This is a genomic window from Gemmatirosa kalamazoonensis, assembly GCF_000522985.1.
GTDB lineage: Bacteria > Gemmatimonadota > Gemmatimonadetes > Gemmatimonadales > Gemmatimonadaceae > Gemmatirosa > Gemmatirosa kalamazoonensis.
Window position 1 is genome coordinate 3,854,516 of record NZ_CP007128.1, and the last position, 22,189, is coordinate 3,876,704.

The following is a 22,189-nucleotide window of genomic DNA, read 5'->3' on the forward strand; positions in this document are numbered from 1 at the left end:
GTCGGAAGCTACTCCGCGGTCCGAGCGGCCTCAACGCCCAGCGTGAGCGTCAGGGCAGCGGCCGGTCCCGCTGGGCGGCGCGCTGCTGCCGCAGCTGCTGCGCGGCGCGGAACGCCCGCTCCTGCATCGCCAGGAACTGGGCGCGCTGATACGGCGTGAGGAACGCGGCGAGGTCGCGCTGCTCGTCGGAGAGGAGCTGGATCCGCTGCTGCTGCAGCCGGAGCAGCGTGTCGAGGTGCTGCGCGATCAGACGCTGGTCGGCGGAGTCGCCAGCCGCCGTGGCCTGCCGCAGCGCGCGTCGCGTCTCGCGCTCGCGCGCCATGAGCTGCTGGCGCTGCGCGGCGAACCGCCCCGTCGTCTCGCGCAGCCGCGTCGCCTGATCGCTCGTGAGGCCGAGGCGACGCTGCACCACGCGCGCGAGCTGCTCCATCGCCGGCCGCGGTCCGGCGCCCGCCGGCGCTCGGCCGGGTGCGCGCGGCGGTTGGGCGTTGGCGCTCGCCGCGGTGGCCACGACGGCGGCCGCGAGCGCGATGCGCCGCACGAGTCGACGCGCGTCGCGCATCATCGCGCGCCTCCGGGCGTCACGACGTTAGGCGTCGGCGCCGGGTCGGCCGGCAGCGTGCCCCCCTCATCGTCGATCGCCGCGATCACCGCCGCCAGCTCGGCGTCCGACAGATCCGCGAACGACGCACCGAGCGGCGCGGCCGGCTCGACCGACGCGACCGTGAGCGGCGCGGGGCTCGGCGACGCGGTGCTCGCGCGCGGAGCGGGCGTCGTCACCGTGTCGGCGGAGGGCGCCGCGGGCGTCGTCGGCGCGGCCACCGGCGCCTGGGCGATCTGCCCGACCGACGGCGCGGGCCGATCCGCGGTGCCGCGCGACAGGACCACCGCGCCCGCCCCGGTGGCGACGACGAACAGCGCGGCCGCGGCGCGGAGGCGCGTCGTGGCCCACCGCGGGCGCGACGCGCCACGCGCGCTGTGCGCGATCGGCTGTGCGCCCTCGTCCGTCACGAGACGGAGCGTCGGCGCGCTGGCGAGCTGCGCGTGCACGGCGCGGGCGATCGCGGCGGTGTCGATGCGCGGCGTGGCGGCGACGAGCCCATCGCGCGTCGTCCGCAGCCACGCGAGCTCGGCCCGGCAGTCTTCGCACGCGCTCACGTGCGACAGAACGCGCTCGCGCTCGTCCGCCGCCAGCCGCTCGTGCAGCAGGTCCGGCAGCCGCTCCACGATGTTCTCGCACTCACGCATCGACAAACTCCTTCATCGCCCGCATGGCGTTGTGATAGTGCACGCGCGCCGCGCCTTCCGTCGTGCCCGCGATCTCCGCGATCTCCTTGTACGACCGCCCCTCGGCTACCCGCAGAACGAAGACCTCCCGCTGGAGCGGCGACAGGCGATCGAGGGCCCGCTGCAGTCGCTGTTGCGTCTCTTCCGCCACCACGTGATCGAGCGCCGTGTGCTCGGTCGCCGCGTCCGCCTCGCCCCCCTCGAATCGCGCGTGCCGTCGGGCCAGCGATCGTCGCCGGTCGAGGATCAGCCGCCGCTCGATCGTGAACAGCCACGTCCGCAGCGAGCTCTCCGCGCGAAACGACTCCAGCGCCCCGAACGCGCGCACGAACGTGTCCTGCACCAGCTCCTCGACGTCGTCCCGCTCGCCGAGGCTGACCGCGAACCGGGCCAGCGCCGGCGCGTGCCGCGCCACGAGCTCGGTCGCTGCGCGCTCGTCCCCCGCCCGGTATCGCTCCAGGAGCCGAACGTCGTCGTCCGCGTCGTGGTTCTGAAGCGCCTCGGTCATCGGTCGTGGAGGTAGACGCAGGGGTGCGGGGAACGTTAACGTGCCGCCCCCTTCCACCCGGCACCCCGACCACCCGGCACACCGAGCGCCGCATGTCCGGCCGGCCCGAGATCATCGCCCATCGCGGGCTGCCCCGCGAGCACCCCGAGAACTCGCTCCCGGGCTTCCGTTCCGCGCTCGCCCTGGAGGTCGACGGCATCGAGCTCGACGTGCACCTCACGGCCGACGGCGTGCCGGTCGTCCATCACGATCCCCACCTCGGCCGCCCGTCGGTCCCGGACAGTCCGCTGCTGGGCCGGCCGATCGCGGCGCTGACCCGCGCCGAGCTCGCGGCGCACGTGCTGGCGCCCGGCGTCGGCGTTCCGACGCTCGACGAGGTGCTGGAGCTTGTCGACGGCCGCGCGACGGTCTACGTGGAGGTGAAGGCGGCCGCCGCCGAAGCGGTGGTGGCCGGGCGACTGGCCGGGTGCGAGGCGTGGACGGCGGTGCACTCGTTCGACCATCGCGTGCCGTACCGCGTCCGCGGGCACCTGCCCTCGCTCCCGGTCGGCGTGCTGTCGACCAGCTATCTGCTCGACAACGTCGGCGCCATGCGCGCGGTCGGCGCGCGCGACCTGTGGCAGCACTGGGGGATGATCGACGAGGCGCTGGTTGCCGAGGTGCACCGCGCGGGCGGCCGCGTCATCGCGTGGACCGCGAACGACCGCGACGCCATGGAGGCGCTCACCCGACTCGGCGTCGACGGGATCTGCACGGACGTCTCGCGGCTCGCGCGCGAGGTGATCGGCGCGCGGTGAGGGGTGCGCGAGCCGCCATCGCGGCTCGTCCCCCGGCGCTACATTGCGCGCGCGCCGCGGGGCCGACCGCCCGCGGCCGCGACCACGACTCGTCGGCGCACGACGGCCGGCGCACCACCCCGGAGGGACCCCCGCGCGATGCGCACCTCACTCCCCGCCCCGGCCCTCGCGCTCGGGGCCCTGCTCGCCTCCGCCTGCGCGCCGCGGACGCCCGCGCAGACGCCTGCACAGACGCCGTCGCCGGAGCCCGCGGCCGGCCCCGCGCCTAACGCGGCGCCCGGCGCGCCTAACGCCTCGACCACCGCGTCGGGTGCCCGGACGCCGCCGGGCGACGGCGCGCTGTCGCTGCCTAACGCCGACCCGTTCCCGAGCACGTACCGGCCGTTCCCGTCGCGGCCGACGGTGATCCGCAACGTCACCATCCTCACCGCCGCCGGCCCGACGATCCGCGGCGGCGCGGTGCTGCTGCGCGACGGGAAGATCGCGGCCGTGGGACCCAGCGTCGACGCACCCGCCGACGCCGTGGTGATCGACGGCGCTGGCAAGTACCTGACGCCGGGGATCATCGACGACCATTCGCACATCGGTGCGGGCGCGGCGCCCGCCGGCTCCGGCACGCAGACCGACGACGTGAACGAGGCGACGAACCCGGTCACGGCGAACGTGTGGGTCGAGCACTCGGTGTGGCCGCAGGACGCGCAGTTCCCGCGCACGCTCGCCGGCGGCGTCACCACCATCCAGGTGCTCCCCGGCTCGGCGAACCTCATCGGCGGACGCAGCGTGGTGCTGAAGGTCGTGCCGTCACGCTCCGTGCAGGGGATGAAGTTCCCCGGCGCGAAGTACGGGCTGAAGATGGCGTGCGGCGAGAACCCCAAGCGCGTCTACGCGAACCGCGGCCCGTCGACCCGCATGGGCAACGTCGCCGGGTATCGCGCCGCGTGGATCCAGGCGGAGGCTTACCGTCGGCGATGGGACGCGTGGCTCGCCGGCAACCGGCAGGGCGACCCGCCGGCGCGCGATCTGGGGCTCGAGACGCTGGCCGAGGTGCTGCGCGGCAACATCCTCGTGCACAACCACTGCTATCGCGCCGACGAGATGATGCAGATGATCGACATCGCGCACGAGTTCGGGTACAAGATCCGCTCGTTCCACCACGGCGTGGAGGCGTACAAGATCGCCGACGTGCTCGCGCGCGAGGGGATCAGCGCGTCGCTGTGGGCCGACTGGGGCGCGTTCAAGCTCGAGGCGGCCGACGCCGTGCGGCCGAACATCCCGCTCGTCGACGCGGCCGGCGCGCGCGCCATCGTGCACTCCGACGACGCGTCGGGCGAGCAGCGGCTCAATCAGGAGGCCGCGAAGGCGATGGCGGCCGGCCGCGCGATCGGTCTCAACGTCACCGACGACATGGCCATCAAGTGGCTCACCATCAACCCGGCGTGGGCCCTCGGCATCGACGACCGCGTCGGCTCCATCGAGGCCGGCAAGAACGCGGACGTCGTGCTGTGGTCGGGGAGCCCGTTCAGCGTGTACAGCAAGCCGGAGAAGGTGTGGATCGACGGCGCCATGATGTTCGACCGGCTCGACCCGCGTCAGCAGTGGCGCACCGATTTCGAGCTCGGCTACGTGCCGACGATGGCGGGAGGGCGCTGACGATGCCTAACGCAACTCGTCGGACCTCCCGCGCGATCGCGCTCGCCACGCTGCTCGCCGCGTCGCCGTTAGGCGCGCAGACCGTCGCCATCACCGGCGCGACGATCCACCCGGTGAGCGGCCCGCGCATCGAGAACGGCACGATCGTCATCACGAACGGAAAGATCGCCGCCGTCGGCGCGAACGTCGCCGTACCGGCCGGCGCGCAGCGCATCGATGCCGCTGGTAAGGTCGTCACGCCGGGCCTCATCAACTCCGGGACGCAGCTCGGCCTCGTCGACATCGGCGCGAACGGCGACACGCGCGACGTGAACGCGCGCGGCCGCGACCAGATCGCCGCGGCCTTCACGATCTGGGAGGGGCTCAACCCCGCGAACGTGCTCATCCCGCCGGCCCGCGCGGACGGCATCACGAGCGTCGTCGTGGCGCCGGGGAACGGGCTGATCGCCGGACAGGCCGCGTTCGTGGACCTCGTCGGCACCACTGTCACCGAGATGGTGCGCAAGGCACCCGTCGGCATGGTGGCGCAGGTCGGCAGCGCGGCCGGCGCCGGGGTCGGCGCCCGGGGCGAGCTGCTCCTCAAGCTCCGCGAGCTGCTCGGCGACGCCCGCGACTACCGACGGCGGCGCGCGCAGTTCGAGTCGAACCAGACCCGGACGTACCTCGCGAGCCGCGCCGATCTCGAGGCGCTCCAGCCGGTGCTCGCCGGCACCGAGCCGCTCATCGTGCAGGCCGACCGCGCGAGCGACATCCAAGCGGTGCTGCGGCTCGGCCGCGAGTTCGGCCTGCGGCTCGTGATCGCCGGCGGCGCCGAGGCCTGGGAGGTGGCGCAGGACCTCGCGGCGGCGAAGGTGCCGGTGCTCACCGGCGCCATGAACAACATCCCGGACTCGTTCGCGTCGCTCGGCCAGCGGCAGGAGAACGCCGGGCTGCTCGCGAAGGCAGGGGTGAACGTCGCGCTCGTCGGCAACGCCGGGGGCGGCGACGAGGAGCTGTTCAACGTCCGCAACGTCCGCTACGAGGCGGGCAACGCGGTGTCGTACGGCATGGCGTGGGAGCAGGCGCTCCGCGCCGTGACGCTCACCCCAGCGGAGATCTTCGGCGTCGCCGACCGGGTCGGCGCGCTGAAGGCCGGGATGGACGCGAACCTCGTCGTGTGGAGCGGCGACCCGTTCGAGTTCGCCACGCGCGCCGAGCACGTCTTCATCCGCGGCGTCGAGCACAGCGAGCCGACGCGGCAGGACCTGCTCATCCAGCGCTACCGGACCGTGCCGCCGAGCTACTATCGGCCATAGTCGTCGCACGCGGAGCCGCGGAGAACGCGGAGCACACCAAATGCTTTCGGTGTGTTCCGCGTTCTCCGCGTCTCCGCGTGCGACTCGTCAGGTCGGGCCGGTATCGGTCGGCGAGACCGTGTCGGCGGACGGGGGCGGCTCGCTCGGCGGCGTGGTACCCGAGGCGGCGGAGCTCTCCGTGTCGGCGGGTCCCTCCTCGGGGTAGCCGGCCTTGCGTCGGCCCTGGATATCGTCGAGCTGCGTCTCGAGCTTCGTCGCCTCGGCCTCGTGGCGGGCGAGCGTGGCGCTGAGCCGCTCGTAGGCCTGGGCATCGAGATCGGAGCCGCCAGTGCGGGCGCGGAACAGCGCGTAGCCGAGCGCCTGCGCGGCTCGGTCGGCGTGCTGCCGGGCGCGGAACGCTTCCAGACGCACGCGGCCCTCGTCCAGCGCATCCTGCGCCGCGCGTCCCGCGCGGTCGAGCTCCTGCTTCACCTTGTCCCAGAGCGGCATCGATCGCCTCGCGTTGGTGTGGTCGCCCCCCTTACGCGCAAACCGGACGCCGGGTTGCGCCGCGCGCCCCGAAAACGACGAAGCCCCCGCAGATGCGGAGGCTTCTCATCGACCCGGAGCGGGCGTGTGTCAGGCGACCGCCTGCTCCGCCGCCGCGCTCTGCTCGACCATGACGGGAGCCGGCTGCTCGGCGGGATAGACGCTGACGCGCTGACGCGACTTGTCCTTGTGCTCGAACTTCACCACGCCGTCGATGAGCGCGTAGATCGTGTAGTCCCGGCCCAGTCCGACGTTCTTGCCCGGGTGGAACACCGTGCCGACCTGGCGCACGATGATGTTACCGGCGATGACCTTCTCGCCGCCGAACTTCTTGATGCCGCGGAACTTCGGATTCGAGTCGCGCCCGTTCTTCGAGGAGCCGACTCCCTTCTTATGTGCCATGGTGGTAGCTCCCCGTCAGCCGAGCGTGATGTCCTTGATGCGGACTTCGGTGTAGCCCTGCCGGTGCCCCTGCTTGCGGGCGTAGTTCTTCCGGCGCTTGAACTTGAAGACGACGATCTTGTCGCCGAGGCCGTGCTTCACGATCTCGCCCGTCACCTTCGCGCCGGAGAGCGTGGGAACGCCGAGGCGCACGTTGTCGCCGTCGGAGCCGAGCAGCACGTCGGAGAACTCCACGGTCGTCCCCGCCTCGCCCTGGAGGCTGGGAATGCGGAGCGTCTTACCCGGCTCGGCGCGGAACTGCTTGCCGCCGGAGCGGAAGATGGCGTAAGGCATGTGAAGGACCTGGATGTGGGGCGTGACAGCCTAGAATCATATCCAGCCACGACTTAGGAGTCAACCGACCCCATTCACGCGACGGCGTACTGCTGCGTCACGTCGCGCCCCGCGCCCTTCACGACCAACTTGAACTCGTCGGGCTTAAGCAGCGGATCGTCGCGCAGCTCCAACGAGAAGCCCACGGACTTCTCGAGCTTCCGCAGCAGGTCCTGCTCCTCCGTGAGGACGTGGAGCGCCGTCTCCGGGTGCAGCCGCACGACCAGGTTCTCCTTGCGGCCGTCCGACGCCATGCGGCGCACCGACCGCTCCATCCGCCGCAGGATCGTCTCCGGCGTGAACACGCGGCCAGTGCCGGCACACGTGGGGCACGGCTCGGTCATGTTCTGCAGGTGGCTCTGCCGTACGCGCTGCCGGGTCATCTCCACGAGGCCGAGCTCGCTCACCGCGAACGCCTTCGTGCGGGCCCGGTCGCGGGAGAGGTGCATCCGGAGCTCCTGGAGCACCCGGTCGCGGTTCGCCTGCACCTCCATGTCGATGAAGTCGCAGACGATGATGCCGCCCACGTCGCGCAGCCGGAGCTGCCGGGCGATCTCCCGGGCGGCCTCGGTGTTCGTCTTCAGGCTGGTCTTCTCGGGGTCCTTCTTGCCGACGAACCGCCCCGAGTTCACGTCGATGGACACGAGCGCCTCGGTCTGCTCGATGATCAGGTAGCCACCCGACGGCAGGTCGCAGCGGCGCTTGAACAGGTCGCGGATCTCGGTCTCGATCTCGTACTTGTCGAACAGCGGGGTCGACTCCTCGTAGAGCTTCACCCGGTTGCCGAGCTCGGGCGCGATCCCGTTCAGGTACTCCAGGATCTCCCCGTGCACCTGCCGCGAGTCGACGACGAGCGACTCGACCTTGTCGCTGAACAGGTCGCGCATGAGCCCGCGCGTCATGTTCGTCTCGCGGTGGATGAGCGCCGGGGCGCGCATGAAGCGCTTCTTCCGCACGATGCGCTTCCAGGTGTTCATGAGCGTCTCCAGCTCGCGCCGGAACGTCTCCTGGGTCGCGTCCTCGCTCACCGTGCGGACGATGACACCGCCGGCGTCGTCCGGGAGCACGGCGCCGACCAGCTCCTTCAGGCGGCGGCGCTCCTCCCGGTCGGAGATCTTCCGGCTCACGCCGACCCGGGACGCGGACGGCATGTAGACGATGAACCGGCCGGCGAGGGAGATCTGCGCGGTGACCCGCGGCCCCTTCGTGGAGATCGGCTCCTTGGAGACCTGGACGAGCAGGTCCTGGCCCTTCTTCAGGACCTCCTCGATGGACGGCGCGGCGGCCCGTCGCTTGGACGCGCGGCTCGACGACTCGTCGGAGTCGTCGTCGTCGTCCGGCTCTTCCGGGTCCCCGCCCTCGTCGTACACGAGGTCCGAGGCGTGGAGGAAGGCGGCCTTCTCGGTGCCGATGTTGACGAAGGCGGCCTGGATGCCCGGCAGCACCGCCTCGACCTTGCCGAGGTAGATGTCGCCGACCATGCGGCGACTGTCCGGACGCTCAACCAGCAGCTCGACGAGCTGGTCGTCCTCCAGGATGGCGACGCGGGTCTCCCGCGCGCCGGCGTTGATGAGAATGTCTCGCTTCATCACGACGCACCCCGCGCGGGCGCCGCGGCGACTCGGCGCGGCTTGCGGCGGGATGGCTCGTAGAGGTGGGGGCGCCCGGCGATCCAGCCTCGTGCTGGGTCGCGGCGCGGCATTCGGTGGACCACCGCCGGTCCGCCTCGCTCGTCCACGCGGGTCCCGCCGGGGCGGTCGACCGCGGCTCGCTCACGCCAGACCGGCGGAACGAGTGCGGGCGCCCCGAATGAACGCGGGGGTACGTGCGAGCGAGTGCGTGCATCGCGTGCGGAGGGGTGGCGGCGCGCCCGGCAGGTCCTTCGCTTCCTTCAGGATGACCCGAGCCGGCGCGGGTGGCGGGCAGCGCTCCGGAGTCGCTCGGCGCGCGCCGCTCATGGCACGTGGAACCCGTGCCTGGGGACAACGTTACGGCAGCCCCGTGCCCACCGCAACGAATGCGCCGTGCAACACCCGTCACTCGGCGCGATTCCTCGCGTCGCTCAGAACCCCCGAACCATCCGGAAGTACAGCCACGCCATCGCGACGACGTAGACGAGCCCCGCCTGCCACTCGCGATGGCGCAGATAGAGGCCGAGGTCGAACGGGCTCGCCTCGCCCTCGTTGCCGTCGCGCCAGGGCAGCGGACGCGGCACGAAGCTCGGGACGTGGCGCGCCCACTCGGCGTACGCGTCGGGATAGAGCGCGCTGACATGCTCGCGTTCCCGGCGAATGGTCGGCCCGTACACCATCGCCCAGAACACGGCCACCGCGATCAGGAACCACGGGCTCGCGATGAGCGCGAACCCGCACGCGATGAGGAAGCTCCCGAAGTACAGCGGGTTGCGCGTGTGCGCGTACGGGCCGGTCGTCGCCAGCCGGTCGTTCTTCACGATGTGACCCGCGGCCCAGGCGCGGATCAGGACCCCCACGAGCGCGATGGCCCCGCCGAGCACCAGGGTGGTCGGCCGCGGCCGAGCGAAGAACAGATACAGCCCGGCGACGACGAACCCGATCGGGACGCGCCACTTCTGGACCCAGACGCCACGCTCGCTCAATCGGCGAGCTCCCGCAGCAGGTGCCGCGAGATGACGAGGCGCTGGACCTCGCTCGTCCCCTCGCCGATCTCGCAGATCTTCGCGTCGCGCATCATCCGCTCGACCGGATAGTCCTTCGTGTACCCGTAGCCGCCGTGGATCTGGATGGCCTTCAGCGTCGCGCGCATCGACAGCTCGGAGCAGAACAGCTTCGCCATCGCCGCCTCCTTGCCGAACGGACGCCCTTCCTGCGCGAGACGCGTGGCGGCGAACAGCAGGTGCTTCCCGGCCTCGATCTCGGTAGCCATGTCGGCGAGCGGGAACGACACGCCCTGGAAGTTCACGATGGCCTGCCCGAACTGCTTGCGCTCCGTGCTGTAGCGCAGCGACGCCTCGAACGCGCCCTCGGCCAGGCCGAGCGACAGCGCGGCAATGCCGATGCGCCCCGAGTCGAGCGTGCGCATGAAGTTGATGAAGCCGAGCCCCTCCTCGCCGAGCAGGTTCTCCTCGGGCACCTCGACGTCCTCGAAGATCAGCTCCGCCGTGTCGGACGCGCGCCACCCGAGCTTGTCCTCCTTCTTGCCGGCGCGGAACCCGGGGAGCGGCCGCAGCGAGTCGTCGTGGCCGATGCCGACGCGGCGCGCCGCGTCGAGGTCCGACGTCTCCTTCGTCAGGATGAATGAACTGATCCCTTTCGTGCCCTTGCCCGGGTCGGTCACCGCGGTGACGACGAAGATCTCGCCGACGGAGCCGTGGGTGATGAACCGCTTCGTGCCGTTCAGGACGTAGTGGCCGTTCTTCCGCACGGCGCGGGTGCGCGTGCCGCCCGCGTCGCTGCCCGCGTCCGGCTCGGTCAGCCCGAACCCGCCGAGCACCTTGCCGCTCGCGAGGAGCGGCACGAAGCGACGCCGCTGCTCGGGCGTGCCGAAGTAGACGATCGGCGACGTGCCGAGCGTCGTGTGCGCGGAGATGGTGATGGCGTGGGACGCGTCGACCTTTGCCATCTCGTAGATGGCGATGATGTAGCTCGTGAGATCGAAGCCGGCCCCGCCGAGCTCCTCGGACCACGGGATGCCGAGGAGTCCGAGCTCCCCCATGCGGCGCACGTTCTCCCACGGGAACTTCGCTTCCTCGTCGAAGTGCGCGGCCACCGGCGCGACCTCGGTCTGCGCGAACGCGCGGACCATCTCGCGCACGGCGTGGTGCTGCTCGGTGAAGTACAGGGTGTCGTCCATGCCGGAAAGCTAATCGGGACTCGGGACTCGGGACTCGGGACTCGGGGCGGAGGGCACTCGCTCCGCTCGTGCCTTCACGAAAGAAAGCGAGCGCAGCGAGCCATCCTCCCCGAGTCCCGAGTCCCGAGTCCCGGGTCCCGACTAAGCAGCGTCGACCGAAGCGGCGTTGCGGATCGCGTCGAGGAAGCGCTCGCCGTACTTCTCGAGCTTCGCCGGGCCGACGCCGCGGATGGCGCTCATCGCGGCGAGCGTGCGCGGACGGCGCACCGCGAGCTCCGCCAGCGTGCGGTCGGGGAACACCACGTACGCGGGCACTTGCTCGGCACGCGCGATCTCGCTGCGCAGCGCGCGCAGCCCGGCGAACAGCCCGGCATCCTCCGGCCCGACAGCCAGCTCCGCCGGGTCCTCGCGCTGGGCGGCGGCCTTCTGCAGCCGCTCCGTGCGGTCGGCGCGCGTGCCACCCGACGGCTTGCGCGCGCGCGTCGACGCGGCGACGGGCTCGTTCAGCTCGTGCTTGATGCCGAGGCAGTTGTCGCAGCCGCCGCAGTTCATGGCCGTCTTGCCGGCGGCCGCGTCGCCGAAGTAGCGCAGCACGAACTGACGGCGGCACCCGGTGTGGTAGGCATACCGCTGCATCGCGTCGAGCTTCGACATCTCGGCGCGGCGGCGTCGGTCGAGCTGCGTCCAGTCGATCGGGAAACGCGCGAGCGGGCGACGCGGATCGGTGAGGCGCGTGCCGCCGCCGGCGCGCTCGAACTCGACGAACTGGCGCGACTGCAGATCCTCGAGCAGCGGCATGGCGCCCATGCCGCCGCCGAAGCCCGGCGGCAGCCCGTCGAGATCGATCACGGCGCCGGTCTCGAGCTGCTTGCCGGCGACGCGCCAGAGCGCGCGCAGCAGCTCGCGCCCCTGGTTGTAGTCGCCCGACAGCTCGCGCTTGATGCGCTCGGGCGTCGCGAGGAGCCTGACGGACACCCGCGACATGGACTCGTTCTCGCTCCGCAGCGCCTCGCCCTGCGACAGCACGCGGAGCGCGCTCTCCACCTCGCGCGCGCTCACCTTCCCCGGCAGCGCGAGCGCGATGTCCTGCGGCCCCGCGGTGACGAGGCCCGCGCGGTCGGCGTCGCGCTGCAGCCGGCCGTAGACCTGCTCGACCAGCGTCCGCTCCGGGTACGAGCCCTTGATGAAGAACTCGTGCGTGAAGCGGTCGGGGAACGAGTGCAGCAGGAACACCTCGGACGGATTGCCGTCGCGTCCGGCGCGTCCGGCCTCCTGATAGTACGCCTCCAGCGAGCCGGGCATCGCGTGGTGCACGACGAGGCGCACGTTCGGCTTGTCGATGCCCATGCCGAACGCGTTCGTCGCCACGATCGCGCGCACGTCCTCGTTCATGAACGCGTCCTGCACCTCGTGGCGGTGCGCGTCGTCGAGACCCGCGTGGTACGCGACGCTCGCCACCTTCGCGCGCTGCAACGTGGCCTGCACGCGCTCCACCGACTTGCGCGTGGCGGCGTAGACGATCGCCTGCCCGGGATTGCGGTCGAGCACCTGCACGAGGCCCGCGTCCTTCTCGGCGTCGTTCTTCACCGCGAGCACGTGATAGTGCAGGTTGCGCCGGTCGAAGCCCGTGACGATGCGCTCGGGATCGCGCAGGTGCAGCTGCAGCGCGATGTCGTCGCGCACCTCGGGCGTCGCCGTCGCGGTGAGCGCGATCGTGACGGGATCGCCGAGCCGCTCGCGCACGGAGCGCATGCGCAGATAGCTCGGCCGGAAGTCGTGCCCCCACTCGCTGATGCAGTGCGCTTCGTCGACGGCGAGCAGCGAGACGCCCATCTCGCGCAGGCGGTCCGCGGTGTTGCCGAAGTCGAACCGCTCGGGGGCGACGTAGAGCAGCTTGAGGTCACCACGCGCGGCACGTTGGAATCGCTCGTTCGCCTGCGACGACGTGAGCGTGCTGTTCACGAACGCCGCCGGCAGGCCGCGCGCGGTGAGCGCGTCGACCTGGTCCTTCATGAGCGAGATCAGCGGCGAGACGACGACGGTGAGGCCCGGCAGCAGCAGCGCCGGCACCTGATAGCAGAGCGACTTGCCGCCGCCCGTTGGCATGATGACGAGCGTGTCGCGGCCGGCGAACACGGCCTCGATCGCGCGCTCCTGTCCGAGTCGGAAGCTCTCGTAGCCGAAGCTGCGGCGCAGGACGCGGCGCGCGTCGGCGAGGGTGGGCGTGGTCACGGCGAGCGTCTCCATGACGCACACGATACGCCGACGGCCGCCGGCGCGCGCATCATTCCGACGCGGACGTGCACCGCGCGCCGCACGCGAGCCACCTCAGACCGCGCGCGCGAAGTGTCCGCGCGTGAACTCGCCGCCGAGGGCTGCCCGCACCGCCGCCGTGTCCGGCCGCGTGCCGGCGTCGAGCGCGTCGAGCGCCGCGCGGAAACCGGCGACGATGTCGCGCACGGGATCGCCGGCGACGTTGAACACGAGCTGGTAGCCGCGCAGCCCGGCGCGCCACAGGCGCGGCAGATACTCCGAGCCGTCGACCGGCCGCGAGTGGAGCAGCCGGTTGCGGCACGCGTAGTCGGTGGCGACGGGGAACGTGTAGCCCGCCGGATCGGTGAGCTCGACGTTCGTGTGGTGCTTCACGCAGAGGTCGCGGCACGTCGTCGCGACGCGGTCGTGCGCGGCCGACAGCACGCAGTGTTCGATGGTCATCCCCTCGGGGCGCCCGTAGACGAACACGTCGAACCGCTCGCCGTCCCACGGCGCCGCGAGCTGTGCCATCTCGTCGCCGGTGAGCTCGACCGAGAGCGTGACGCGGCGCGCGCCCAGCCGGAACAGCTCCGCGGCGGTGTGCTGGTTGAAGCAGTTCACCGCGTAGTCGGCGACGACGTCGCGCCCACCGCCCCCGAGCTCGGCGACGAGGCCGAGGTGGCCGGAGAGCACGGGCAGGTCGAGCGCGAGCCACTTGTCGAGCAGCCTGCGCTCCTCGGGGCGGACGATCGTCGGCGTGCGGAGGCGGAGGGCGATCCCCCGCGCGCGCAGCTCGTCGGCGAGCGCGCGGACGCGCGTCACCGGCGGCATGGGGTGGCGGAGGAACGGATCGAGCACGATCTCGGTCGCGCCGCCGGCCGCAGCCTCACGAGCCTGGTCTACGGTGTAGGCGACGGCGCGGAGGTCGAACGAGCGCGGAACGGCGACGCTCTCGACGGCGATCGGCTCCGCGGCGACGCGGACGCGGCCGACCGCGGCAGCGATCGCCTCGCTCCGCTCGGCGCGGCGGGCCTGGTCGGCCCAGTCGCGCTGCACGAGGAGCTGGTCGACGGCGTCCTGGCGGAGGCGATTCAGCTCGCGCACGGGGATGAACAGGCCCGCCCCGAGTCCGCGGTCGTCGATCGCGCCGAGCGCGAACGGCGACTCGCCGAGGCGGCCGAGCTGCTCGCGCAGCTGCGTCTGGTCGAGCGCTCGCTTGGACGCCGGCGCCAGCGGGACCTCGCTGCGCGCCGTGACGACGTCGTCGCCCGCCGTGAACACCGCCTTCAGCGCGCCGCCGGCGTGGCCGAACACGCGCACGTCGAGGCGCGTCTTGCGGCCCTTGAGCGCGACGGGAAGCGCGGCGTAGCTCTTCCGGGCGCGCTCGAGCAGCGCCGCCTCCGACGTGCGCATGACGCGCCAGCCGGCGGGCACACGCACGCGCGACGCGACCGCCTGCCGCGTGACGCCACCGCGAGTGCCTAACGAACGCACCTCGCTGACGGCGAATCCGGTGCTCGTGCCGGCAGTGCCTAACGGCGGCTCGAACCCGAGGCCGTCGCCGACGGACACCGGCGACGACAGCTCGAGCAGGAGGTCGTTCCCCTCCCGGCCGACGACGACGCCGAGCTCCACGCCGTGGTTATCCGGATGGTCGCGCGTGATGTACTCGCGCCCCGCGCGGCCACCGTACATGCCGCCGGTGAACCCGCGGCTGTAGATCTGCACGAGCGGCTGCACTTCCTCCGGACCGGGCGACGTCCACGCGCCGCGCCCGAGCGCGTCGAGCCAGTCGCGATAGCTCTTCGTGACCGTGGCGACGTACTCCGGCTTCTTCTTGCGCCCCTCGATCTTCAGGCAGCCGACGCCGATCTCGGCCAGCTCGCCGAGGTGGTCGTGCGCGGCGAGGTCCTTCGTCGAGATGAGATAGCCGCGGTCGAGCTCCGCGCCGGTGGTGGCGTCGGTGAGGACGTAGTCCTTGCGGCAGCTCTGCGCGCAGGAGCCGCGGTTCGCGGAGCGCTCGGAGATCATCCCGGACATGTAGCACTGCCCGGAGTACGAGATGCAGAGCGCGCCGTGCACGAACGTCTCGAGCCCGAGGTCGGGCACCGCGTCGCGGATGGCGCGCACGTCGGCGAGCGTGTTCTCCCGCGCGAGGACGACGCGCTCGACGCCGAGCTGCTGCATGACGCGGGCGCCGCTCACGTCGTGCACGGTCATCTGGGTCGACCCATGGATCTCGAGCTGCGGGTAGACCTGCCGGATGAGCCGGACGATGCCGAGGTCCTGGACGATGGCCGCGTCGATGCCGCGGTCGATGCACTCGCCGAGGTACTCGAGCGCGTCGGCGAGCTCCTGCGGCTTGATGAGCACGTTGAAGGTCAGGTAGACCTTCGTCCCCCGGGCGTGCGCGGTGGCGCAGGCCTGCTCGAGCTCGTCGAGGCTCAGCTGCGCGCCGTCGTCGCGGGCGTTGAAGCGGCTGGCGCCGAGGTAGACGGCGTCGGCGCCGTTCGCGACGGCGGCCCGGACGGCGTCGAGCGAGCCGGCCGGGGCGAGGAGCTCGGGGATTGGATGCTGAGCCATAAGCTCAGAAATATAAACGACTTAAGTGGACTTCGGTACCTGCTCGGGTGGGCGATCAGGTCGAAGGCGAGCACTTCTGAGGATCCGACGGCGATCGGAAAGATCGCGGGATCTCTTCATCGCTCCTGGATCCTCATGAGTACTCGCCTCAGTCCTCGTCGTTTCCGCGCCGCGGGCGATTCGGGTAGATGAACCGCAGCAGCACCGCCGCCGCGAGCAATCCGATCGCGACCCAGCGGAGCCAGTCCTGACCGGTCCACATCGAGCCGGCGAACAGGATGCCGGCGATGAGCGCGAGCGCGAGCTTGGCGCGTGTCGGTCCGTCCATCGTCGTCAGGCCGCCCCGGCGGCCGGAAGTCCGAGCCGCTCCGCTTCGTCGGCCGGCACGTGGAGCACCATGCGCAGCAGCGCGGTCGAGTAGACCTTCCCCTGCGCGTCTGTCTTGAGCGAAAGCGTGCCGCCGCCGTCGAGCGCGCCGTGCAGCAGGAAGTTCAGCGCGTTCAGGTTCGGCAGCTCGAAGCGCTCCACCGGGCCGTCGATCATGCCGCGGAAGTGCCCGGCGACGCGCTCCACCGTCAGCTCGCGGGCGAGCAGGTCGTACCACTCGGGCCTGAGCGCGATGACGCCGACGTTCGCGGTGTCGCCCTTGTCGCCGGAGCGGGCGTGGGCGACGTCGACGAGGCGCACGTTCACGCGGTCGCTCACGAGAGCACCTCCACCTTCGTCTGCACGACGCGCTTGTCGACGAGCGCCGGCCAGTACGCGACGATCTCCTCGACCTTCGGCCGGCCGCCCGCGAAGCCGGTCACGCTCGGCGGGCCGTTCAGCACGAGCGGCGCGATCTCGCGCGTGAACCGTTCCACGGCCGCGCGGTCGGGTCCGCGCACGCCGACGCGGAGCTGCACTTCGGGGAGATCGGGCGGCGCGTCGCCGGCGAGCGGTCCGTGCGTCGCCGACGCGCCGACGAACTCCGTCAGGATGTGATCGAACTTCAGGCCCAGCCGATCGAGCCGCTCGCGCAGCACGCGGTCGGCGAGTCGCGCCTTCTCGAGCGCGTCGGGCCATGCGTAGACGAGCGTGCCGACGGCCTTGAAGCCCGCGCGGTAGGCGATCGACACCTTCAGCTTGTCCGTGGCCGGCCGCCCCTCGATGCCGAAGACGCGCACGCGGTTCTCGCCGTCCGGCGCGAGGCAGATGCTGGAGAAGTCGGCGACGACGTCGGGCGTGATGTACGACTTCGGGTCGCCCATCTCGTACACGAGCTGCTCGGTGACGCTGTGCACGTCGATGCGGCCGCCGGTGTTCGGGTGCTTCGTGACGACGAAGGTGCCGTCGGCGCGCGCCTCCACGATCGGGTAGCCGACGTCGCCGAGATCGGGGATGCTGCGCCAGTCGTAGAGGCAGTTGCCGCCCGAGCACTGCGCGCCGCACTCGATGATGTGGCCGGCGATGATACCCGCCGCGAGCCGATTCCAGTCGTCGCCCGCCCAGCCGAACTCGTAGCGCAGCGGCGCCATGGTGAGCGCGGTGTCCGTGGAGCGCCCCGTCACCACGATCTGCGCGCCCCTGCCTAACGCTTCGACGATGGGCACGGAGCCGATGTACGCGTTCGCGGACAGGACGCGGTCGCGGACGGTGTCGAGCGCCTCGCCGGTGTCCATGTTCGAGAGCGCGTGCCCCTGCGCGATCAGCTCGTCGAGGCGCGGCAGGAGGTCGTCGCCGGTCACGACGCCGACCTTCACGCGACCGCGGACGCCGTGCTTGTCCGCGACGCCGAGCACCGCTTCGGCGCAGGCGGGCGGGTTGACGCCGCCGGCGTTCGCGATCACCCGGACGCCGCGCTCCACGACGGCGGGCAGCACGCCGTCGATCGCACCCACGAAGTCGCGCGCGTAGCCCATGCGCGGATCCCGCTCCTTCTGCTTTTGCAGGATCGACATCGTGACCTCGGCCAGGTAGTCGAGCATCAGGTAGTCGACCGGGCCGCGCTCGACCTGCTGGCGCGGCGCCTCGAGCGAGTCGCCCCAGAAGCCCTGGCCGCTCGCGACGCGCACGACGTCTCTGTTAGGCATCAGATCCCCGCAGGTAGTACGAACGCGCCCAGATGTGGGCCCGCGTTCTGGAGCGCGGCGCGCAGCGCGGTCGCGAGCACGTGCCGTGTCTCCTCCGGATGCACGATGGCGTCGACGTACCCGCGCGCCGCGGCGAACTTCGCGTCGAGCTGGTGCTCGTAGTCGGCGCGCATCTCCTCGACGGCCTCCGCGACGTCGTCGGGCAGCGGCTTGCCCGCCTGCTTCGCCTTCTCGATCGCCGGGCCGTGCACCGCGCTCACCGCGCTCTCGCCCTCCATCACGCCCATGCGGCCGGTGGGCCACGAGAAGATGAAGTCGGGATCGAAGCCCTGCCCCGCCATCGCGTAGTAGCCAGCGCCCGACGCGTGGTTCACGGTGAGCACCAGCTTCGGCACGCGCGCCGTCGCCATCGCCTCGACGAAACGTGCACCCGCCCGGATGATCCCCTCGTGCTCGGCGTCTGGGCCGACCATGAAGCCGGAGACGTCCTGCACGAACAGCAGCGGGATGCCCTGCCGGTCGCAGCGGTCGATGTAGAACGCGACCTTCTCCGCGCTCTCGGCGTAGACGATGCCGCCGAAGCGCGGGCGCTCGCCGGGGCGTCCCTTCACGAGGCCGCGCTGGTTCGCGATGACCCCGACCGGGATGCCCTCGACGCGCGCGTCGGCGCAGATCATCTCCTTCGCGAGGTTCCCCTGGAACTCATCGAGCGAGCCGCCGTCGACGAGCGCGCGCAGCACGGTGTGCATGTCGTACGACATGCGGTGGTCGACGGGGAGCAGGTCGTACAGCGCGTCGGCGGCGTACTTGCCGTCGCCCGGATGGTCGGCCACGCGCGACTCGTGCACGACGCGCCGCGGCGCGGGGAGCCGCTCCACGAGGTCGCGGAGCTTCGCGAGGCACGCGTCGTCGTCGTCCACCGCGTAGTGCGCGACGCCGCTGATCTCGGTGTGCGTGACGGCGCCGCCCAACGTCTCGTTGTCGATCGTCTGCCCGGTGGCGCCCTTCACGAGGTTCGCGCCGCCGAGGCCCATGAACGACGTGCCCTTCACCATGAGGATCACGTCGGAGAGCGCGGGCAGGTACGCGCCGCCGGCGATGCACGGTCCCATCACGGCGGCGAGCTGCGGCACCTTGAGGTAGCGCCGCATGATGGAGTTGTAGTAGAAGATGCGCGCCGCGCCGTACTGCCCCGGGAAGACGCCGCCCTGGTACGGCAGGTTCACGCCCGCGGAGTCGACGAGGTAGATGATCGGGATGCGACAGCGCATCGCGATCTCCTGCGCGCGCAGGATCTTCCGGATCGTCTCCGGCCACCACGACCCGGCCTTCACCGTCGCGTCGTTCGCGACGACGACGACCTCGCGGCCGTGCACCTCGGCCAGCCCCGTGACGACGCCGGCGCCGGGCGCCTGGCCGTCGTACTGGTCGTACGCGACGAGCAGCCCGATCTCGAGAAACGGCGTGCCAGGGTCGCACAGCCGCTCGACGCGCTCGCGCGCGGTGAGCTTTCCCTGCTTGTGCTGTCGCTCGATCTTGTCGGGTCCACCGCCCTCGCGCAGCCGGGCCTCGAGCGCGCGGACCTCGTCCCCCAGCTCGCGGAGCCGCGTCGCCGTGCTCACGCGCGCTGGTGCTCCTGCTGCTCGGCGAACCAGCGCTTGATGTAGTCCACCAGGTCGCTGGTCGGGGTGCCCGGGCCGAACAGCTTCCCGACGCCCATGGCGTGCAGCGCGTCCATGTCCTCCTTCGGGATGATGCCGCCGCCGGTGATGAGGACGTCGTCGCGCCCCTGCTCGCGCAGCAGCTCCTGCACGCGCGGGAACAGCGTCATGTGCGCGCCGCTGAGGATGGAGAGGCCGACGACGTCGACATCCTCCTGCACGGCGGCGGTGGCGATCATCTCCGGCGTCTGATGGAGCCCGGTGTAGATGACCTCCATGCCGGCGTCGCGCAGCGCCGCCGCGACGACCTTCGCGCCGCGGTCGTGGCCGTCGAGGCCGGGCTTCGCGACGAGTACTCGAATGGGGCGATCCATGACGATGAAGTTAGTCGGTCTTCCGGGCGACGAGCAGCATCTCGCTCGACGCCCGTCGCAGCGGCCGGTCGCGCCATCCGTCGAACGCCTGCTCGACGATGAGCCCCTGCGCCGCGCACAGCTCCGCCAGACGCGTGGCCGTGTAGAGACGGATGCGGTGCTCGCGCTCCCCGCGCGCCTTCTTCCCCTCCCACGTCGTGCGGATGGTCATCACGCCGGAGAGCGGGTCGAAGGACCGCTCGTGGCCGATCAACGTGCCGTCGTCGCTCCGCCACCAGTCGCGGTCGAGGAACTTCGCCATCACGCCGTCGCGACTCCCGCCGTGCCACACGAGCACTCCGTCCGGCTTCAGCACGCGCGCGAACTCGGCGATCACGCGCGCGTCGTCGTTCGGGTCGAGAAAGAAGCCGAACGACGTGAACAGGTTGAGCACCGCGTCGAAGCGTCCGGCCCACCGCGCGGGCAGCTTGCGCATGTCGCCGCGCGTGTAGCGCAGCGTCTTGCCCGTGCCGCGCCGGCGCGCGATCGCGAGCAGGTCCTCGGAGTAATCGAGGCCGTCGACGTCGAAGCCGGTCTCGGCGAGCAGGTGCGCGTGACGCCCCTGGCCGCACGGGCAATCGAGGACGCGCGAGCCGGACGGCAGGCCTAACAGCTCCAGCAGCCGCGCGACCTCCTGCCGGTCACGCTCGAGCGTGAACAGCGGCTGGTACTCGCGCAGGTACTGCGCGTCGAAGTACGACGCCCACCACTCCGAACTCGACATGGCTCCTCTACGCTCCACGCTCCACGCTCCACGCTCGGCGTGGTCGCGAGAGACGCCGAGCGTGGAGCGTGGAGCGCGGAGCGTTCAAAAGAATACGGGTTCTCTGTAGGCCCCGAACACGCTCTCGAGCGCCGCGCGGATCTCGTAGAGCGTGCAGTAGGCGCGCGCGCAGTCGAGGATGAACGGCACGACGTTGTCGCTGCCGCGGGCCGCCTCGCGGAGCCGATCGAGCCGCTGCCGCACGAGCGCGTCGTCCCGGCCGGCGCGCATGGCGGCCATCTTCGCGCGCTGCTCCTCCTCCGCCTCCTGGCCGATGCGCAGCAGTGGAATCTGCAGCTCCTGCTCGTCGGAGACGAAGTCGTTCACGCCGACGATGACCTTGCGGTGCTGCTCGATCTCCCACTGCTGGCGCGCGGCGCTCTCGTTGATCTTGCGCTGCAGCCAGCCGGTCTCGAGCCCCGGCACGACGCCGCCGATCTCGTCGATCTGGCGGAACAGATCCTCGGCCTCGCGCTCGAGCTGGTCGGTGAGCGCCTCGACGTAGTACGAGCCGCCGAGGGGATCGATGACGTTCGGCACGCCCGTCTCGTAGGCGAGAACCTGCTGCGTGCGGAGCGCGACCTCCACGGAGTGCTCCGTCGGGAGGGCGAGCGTCTCGTCCATCGAGTTGGTGTGCAGCGACTGGGTGCCGCCGAGCACCGCGGCGAGCGCCTGGTAGGCGACGCGCACGATGTTGTTCATCGGCTGCTGCGCCGTGAGCGTGACGCCGGCCGTCTGCGAGTGGAAGCGCATCACCCACGAGCGCGGATCCCTCGCGCCGTAGCGCTCCTTCATGTGGCGGGCCCAGATGCGGCGCGCCGCGCGGAGCTTCGCGACTTCCTCGAAGAAGTCGTTGTGGATGTCCCAGAAGAACGAGAGCCGCGGCGCGAAGTCGTCGACGTCGAGGCCGCGCGCGATGCCGCGCTCCACGTACGTGAAGCCGTCGGCGAGCGTGAACGCGAGCTCCTGCGCGGCGGTCGCTCCCGCCTCGCGGATGTGGTAGCCGCTGATGGAGATGGTGTTCCACTTCGGCGTGTGCGTGGCGCACCACTCGAACATGTCGACGATCAGACGCAGCGCGGGCTCGATCGGGAAGCACCACGCGTGCTGCGCCATGTACTCCTTGAGGATGTCGTTCTGGACCGTCCCCTGGATCTGCTCGAGCGGCACGCCCTGCTTCTCCGCCGCGGCGCAGTAGAAGCAGAACAGGATGATCGCCGGGCCGTTGATGGTCATCGACGTCGAGACCTGGCCTAACGGGATGCCGGCGAACAGCTCCTCCATGTCGGCGAGCGACGAGATCGCGACGCCGCACTTGCCGACCTCGCCCTCCGACCGCGGGTGGTCGGAGTCGTAGCCCATGAGCGTCGGGAAATCGAACGCGACCGAGAGGCCCGTCTGTCCCTGCGAGAGGAGGAACTTGTACCGCTCGTTCGTCTCGCGGGCCGTGCCGAAGCCGGCGAACTGGCGCATCGTCCACAGCTTGCCGCGGTAGCCCGTGGGGTGGATGCCGCGCGTGAACGGGAACGCGCCGGGGACTTCGACATCCGGCTGCGTGTCGAGCGCCGTGTACAGCGGCTCGACCTCGCGCTCCGAGTTCACGAACGCGATGTCGCGCTTGCCGCCCTTGTCGAAGCGGCGGCGCCACGCCTCCACCTCGGCGCGGAGCCTGGCGATCTCCTCGTCGCGGTCGCGGACCGCCTGCTCGAAATCCTGAACGGAAGCCATCATCTCACCGCCTTGGTTTCCTCTACGCTCCACGCTCCACGCTCCA

21 protein-coding genes are annotated in these 22,189 nt (G+C 71.4%); 3 read left to right on the forward strand and 18 right to left on the reverse strand.

The features are described 5' to 3' along the window. Positions 1-49: 49 nt before the first annotated feature. From J421_RS16750 to J421_RS16760, 3 genes are read right to left on the reverse strand one after another with little or no spacing between them, the layout of a single operon-like run. Positions 50-565: a Spy/CpxP family protein refolding chaperone gene (locus J421_RS16750; RefSeq protein ID WP_025412332.1), complete on the reverse strand. Its 516-nt coding sequence runs from the start codon at positions 563-565 to the stop codon at positions 50-52. Beyond that, a complete protein-coding gene (locus J421_RS16755) occupies positions 562-1,248 on the reverse strand; it encodes a zf-HC2 domain-containing protein (protein ID WP_025412333.1) in 687 nt (228 codons plus the stop codon). Before J421_RS16755 ends, J421_RS16750 begins: the two co-directional genes overlap by 4 nt. Continuing rightward, complete coding sequence (locus tag J421_RS16760) at positions 1,241-1,795, reverse strand: RNA polymerase sigma factor (protein WP_025412334.1); 555 nt, start codon at positions 1,793-1,795, stop codon at positions 1,241-1,243. The genes J421_RS16755 and J421_RS16760 overlap by 8 nt, the downstream gene beginning before the upstream one ends. Positions 1,796-1,887: 92 nt before the next feature. Here J421_RS16760 and J421_RS16765 point away from each other — a divergent pair, with 92 nt between their 5' ends. From J421_RS16765 to J421_RS16775, 3 genes are all read left to right on the forward strand, one after another. Next, positions 1,888-2,592, forward strand: coding sequence for a glycerophosphodiester phosphodiesterase (locus tag J421_RS16765; RefSeq protein ID WP_104022725.1), 705 nt, complete (start codon positions 1,888-1,890; stop codon positions 2,590-2,592). Positions 2,593-2,730: 138 nt separating this feature from the next. Further along, positions 2,731-4,242, forward strand: coding sequence for an amidohydrolase (locus tag J421_RS16770; RefSeq protein ID WP_025412336.1), 1,512 nt, complete (start codon positions 2,731-2,733; stop codon positions 4,240-4,242). 2 nt (positions 4,243-4,244) lie between these two features. Beyond that, positions 4,245-5,537 carry an amidohydrolase family protein gene (locus J421_RS16775; protein ID WP_104022726.1) on the forward strand — a complete coding sequence of 431 codons (1,293 nt, stop codon included), beginning with the start codon at positions 4,245-4,247 and terminating at the stop codon, positions 5,535-5,537. 87 nt (positions 5,538-5,624) lie between these two features. Here the strand turns inward: J421_RS16775 and J421_RS16780 are convergent, their stop codons facing one another. From J421_RS16780 to J421_RS16850, 15 genes are all read right to left on the reverse strand, one after another. Next, on the reverse strand, positions 5,625-6,026 hold the full coding sequence (locus J421_RS16780; protein ID WP_025412338.1) for a hypothetical protein: 402 nt from the start codon (positions 6,024-6,026) through the stop codon (positions 5,625-5,627). Between the two features lie 129 nt (positions 6,027-6,155). Further along, entirely contained in the window at positions 6,156-6,467 is a 312-nt protein-coding gene (gene rpmA, locus J421_RS16785) for a 50S ribosomal protein L27 (protein ID WP_025412339.1), read from the reverse strand. Positions 6,468-6,482: 15 nt separating this feature from the next. Beyond that, entirely contained in the window at positions 6,483-6,800 is a 318-nt protein-coding gene (rplU, locus tag J421_RS16790; protein ID WP_025412340.1) for a 50S ribosomal protein L21, read from the reverse strand. A 74-nt stretch (positions 6,801-6,874) separates the two neighbouring features. Further along, positions 6,875-8,428 (reverse strand): Rne/Rng family ribonuclease, encoded by a 1,554-nt coding sequence (locus J421_RS16795; protein ID WP_025412341.1) that lies wholly within the window; start codon positions 8,426-8,428, stop codon positions 6,875-6,877. Positions 8,429-8,901: 473 nt separating this feature from the next. Then, positions 8,902-9,456 (reverse strand): methyltransferase family protein, encoded by a 555-nt coding sequence (locus tag J421_RS16800; RefSeq protein ID WP_025412342.1) that lies wholly within the window; start codon positions 9,454-9,456, stop codon positions 8,902-8,904. Further along, positions 9,453-10,658, reverse strand: coding sequence for an acyl-CoA dehydrogenase family protein (locus J421_RS16805; protein WP_343123354.1), 1,206 nt, complete (start codon positions 10,656-10,658; stop codon positions 9,453-9,455). The genes J421_RS16800 and J421_RS16805 overlap by 4 nt, the downstream gene beginning before the upstream one ends. A 153-nt stretch (positions 10,659-10,811) precedes the next feature. Then, on the reverse strand, positions 10,812-12,902 hold the full coding sequence (locus tag J421_RS16810; RefSeq protein ID WP_158508819.1) for a RecQ family ATP-dependent DNA helicase: 2,091 nt from the start codon (positions 12,900-12,902) through the stop codon (positions 10,812-10,814). A 96-nt stretch (positions 12,903-12,998) separates the two neighbouring features. Continuing rightward, positions 12,999-15,506, reverse strand: a complete 2,508-nt coding sequence (locus J421_RS16815) for a U32 family peptidase (protein WP_025412345.1) — start codon at positions 15,504-15,506, stop codon at positions 12,999-13,001. 148 nt (positions 15,507-15,654) lie between these two features. Next, entirely contained in the window at positions 15,655-15,834 is a 180-nt protein-coding gene (locus tag J421_RS16820) for a hypothetical protein (protein WP_025412346.1), read from the reverse strand. Positions 15,835-15,839: 5 nt separating this feature from the next. Then, positions 15,840-16,211 (reverse strand): AtuA-related protein, encoded by a 372-nt coding sequence (locus tag J421_RS16825; protein WP_236646262.1) that lies wholly within the window; start codon positions 16,209-16,211, stop codon positions 15,840-15,842. Beyond that, positions 16,208-17,578: an acyclic terpene utilization AtuA family protein gene (locus tag J421_RS16830; protein WP_104022727.1), complete on the reverse strand. Its 1,371-nt coding sequence runs from the start codon at positions 17,576-17,578 to the stop codon at positions 16,208-16,210. Before J421_RS16830 ends, J421_RS16825 begins: the two co-directional genes overlap by 4 nt. Beyond that, positions 17,578-19,200: an acyl-CoA carboxylase subunit beta gene (locus tag J421_RS16835; RefSeq protein ID WP_025412349.1), complete on the reverse strand. Its 1,623-nt coding sequence runs from the start codon at positions 19,198-19,200 to the stop codon at positions 17,578-17,580. Before J421_RS16835 ends, J421_RS16830 begins: the two co-directional genes overlap by 1 nt. Beyond that, positions 19,197-19,613 carry a cobalamin B12-binding domain-containing protein gene (locus J421_RS16840; protein WP_025412350.1) on the reverse strand — a complete coding sequence of 139 codons (417 nt, stop codon included), beginning with the start codon at positions 19,611-19,613 and terminating at the stop codon, positions 19,197-19,199. Before J421_RS16840 ends, J421_RS16835 begins: the two co-directional genes overlap by 4 nt. Before the next feature lie 10 nt (positions 19,614-19,623). After that, positions 19,624-20,376, reverse strand: a complete 753-nt coding sequence (locus J421_RS16845) for a class I SAM-dependent methyltransferase (RefSeq protein ID WP_025412351.1) — start codon at positions 20,374-20,376, stop codon at positions 19,624-19,626. An 84-nt stretch (positions 20,377-20,460) separates the two neighbouring features. Then, positions 20,461-22,143 carry an acyl-CoA mutase large subunit family protein gene (locus J421_RS16850; protein WP_104023147.1) on the reverse strand — a complete coding sequence of 561 codons (1,683 nt, stop codon included), beginning with the start codon at positions 22,141-22,143 and terminating at the stop codon, positions 20,461-20,463. Between the last annotated feature and the right edge of the window lie 46 nt (positions 22,144-22,189).

Excerpts from the sequence above, each read along its gene's own strand:
- J421_RS16750 (WP_025412332.1), bottom strand. The coding sequence starts at position 565 with ATGATGCGCGACGCGCGTCGACTCGTGCGGCGCATCGCGCTCGCGGCC.
- J421_RS16755 (WP_025412333.1), bottom strand. The coding sequence starts at position 1,248 with ATGCGTGAGTGCGAGAACATCGTGGAGCGGCTGCCGGACCTGCTGCAC.
- J421_RS16760 (WP_025412334.1), bottom strand. The coding sequence starts at position 1,795 with ATGACCGAGGCGCTTCAGAACCACGACGCGGACGACGACGTTCGGCTC.
- J421_RS16765 (WP_104022725.1), top strand. The coding sequence starts at position 1,888 with ATGTCCGGCCGGCCCGAGATCATCGCCCATCGCGGGCTGCCCCGCGAG.
- J421_RS16770 (WP_025412336.1), top strand. The coding sequence starts at position 2,731 with ATGCGCACCTCACTCCCCGCCCCGGCCCTCGCGCTCGGGGCCCTGCTC.
- J421_RS16775 (WP_104022726.1), top strand. The coding sequence starts at position 4,245 with ATGCCTAACGCAACTCGTCGGACCTCCCGCGCGATCGCGCTCGCCACG.
- J421_RS16780 (WP_025412338.1), bottom strand. The coding sequence starts at position 6,026 with ATGCCGCTCTGGGACAAGGTGAAGCAGGAGCTCGACCGCGCGGGACGC.
- rpmA (WP_025412339.1), bottom strand. The coding sequence starts at position 6,467 with ATGGCACATAAGAAGGGAGTCGGCTCCTCGAAGAACGGGCGCGACTCG.
- rplU (WP_025412340.1), bottom strand. The coding sequence starts at position 6,800 with ATGCCTTACGCCATCTTCCGCTCCGGCGGCAAGCAGTTCCGCGCCGAG.
- J421_RS16795 (WP_025412341.1), bottom strand. The coding sequence starts at position 8,428 with ATGAAGCGAGACATTCTCATCAACGCCGGCGCGCGGGAGACCCGCGTC.
- J421_RS16815 (WP_025412345.1), bottom strand. The coding sequence starts at position 15,506 with ATGGCTCAGCATCCAATCCCCGAGCTCCTCGCCCCGGCCGGCTCGCTC.
- J421_RS16820 (WP_025412346.1), bottom strand. The coding sequence starts at position 15,834 with ATGGACGGACCGACACGCGCCAAGCTCGCGCTCGCGCTCATCGCCGGC.
- J421_RS16830 (WP_104022727.1), bottom strand. The coding sequence starts at position 17,578 with ATGCCTAACAGAGACGTCGTGCGCGTCGCGAGCGGCCAGGGCTTCTGG.
- J421_RS16840 (WP_025412350.1), bottom strand. The coding sequence starts at position 19,613 with ATGGATCGCCCCATTCGAGTACTCGTCGCGAAGCCCGGCCTCGACGGC.
- J421_RS16845 (WP_025412351.1), bottom strand. The coding sequence starts at position 20,376 with ATGTCGAGTTCGGAGTGGTGGGCGTCGTACTTCGACGCGCAGTACCTG.
- J421_RS16850 (WP_104023147.1), bottom strand. The coding sequence starts at position 22,143 with ATGGCTTCCGTTCAGGATTTCGAGCAGGCGGTCCGCGACCGCGACGAG.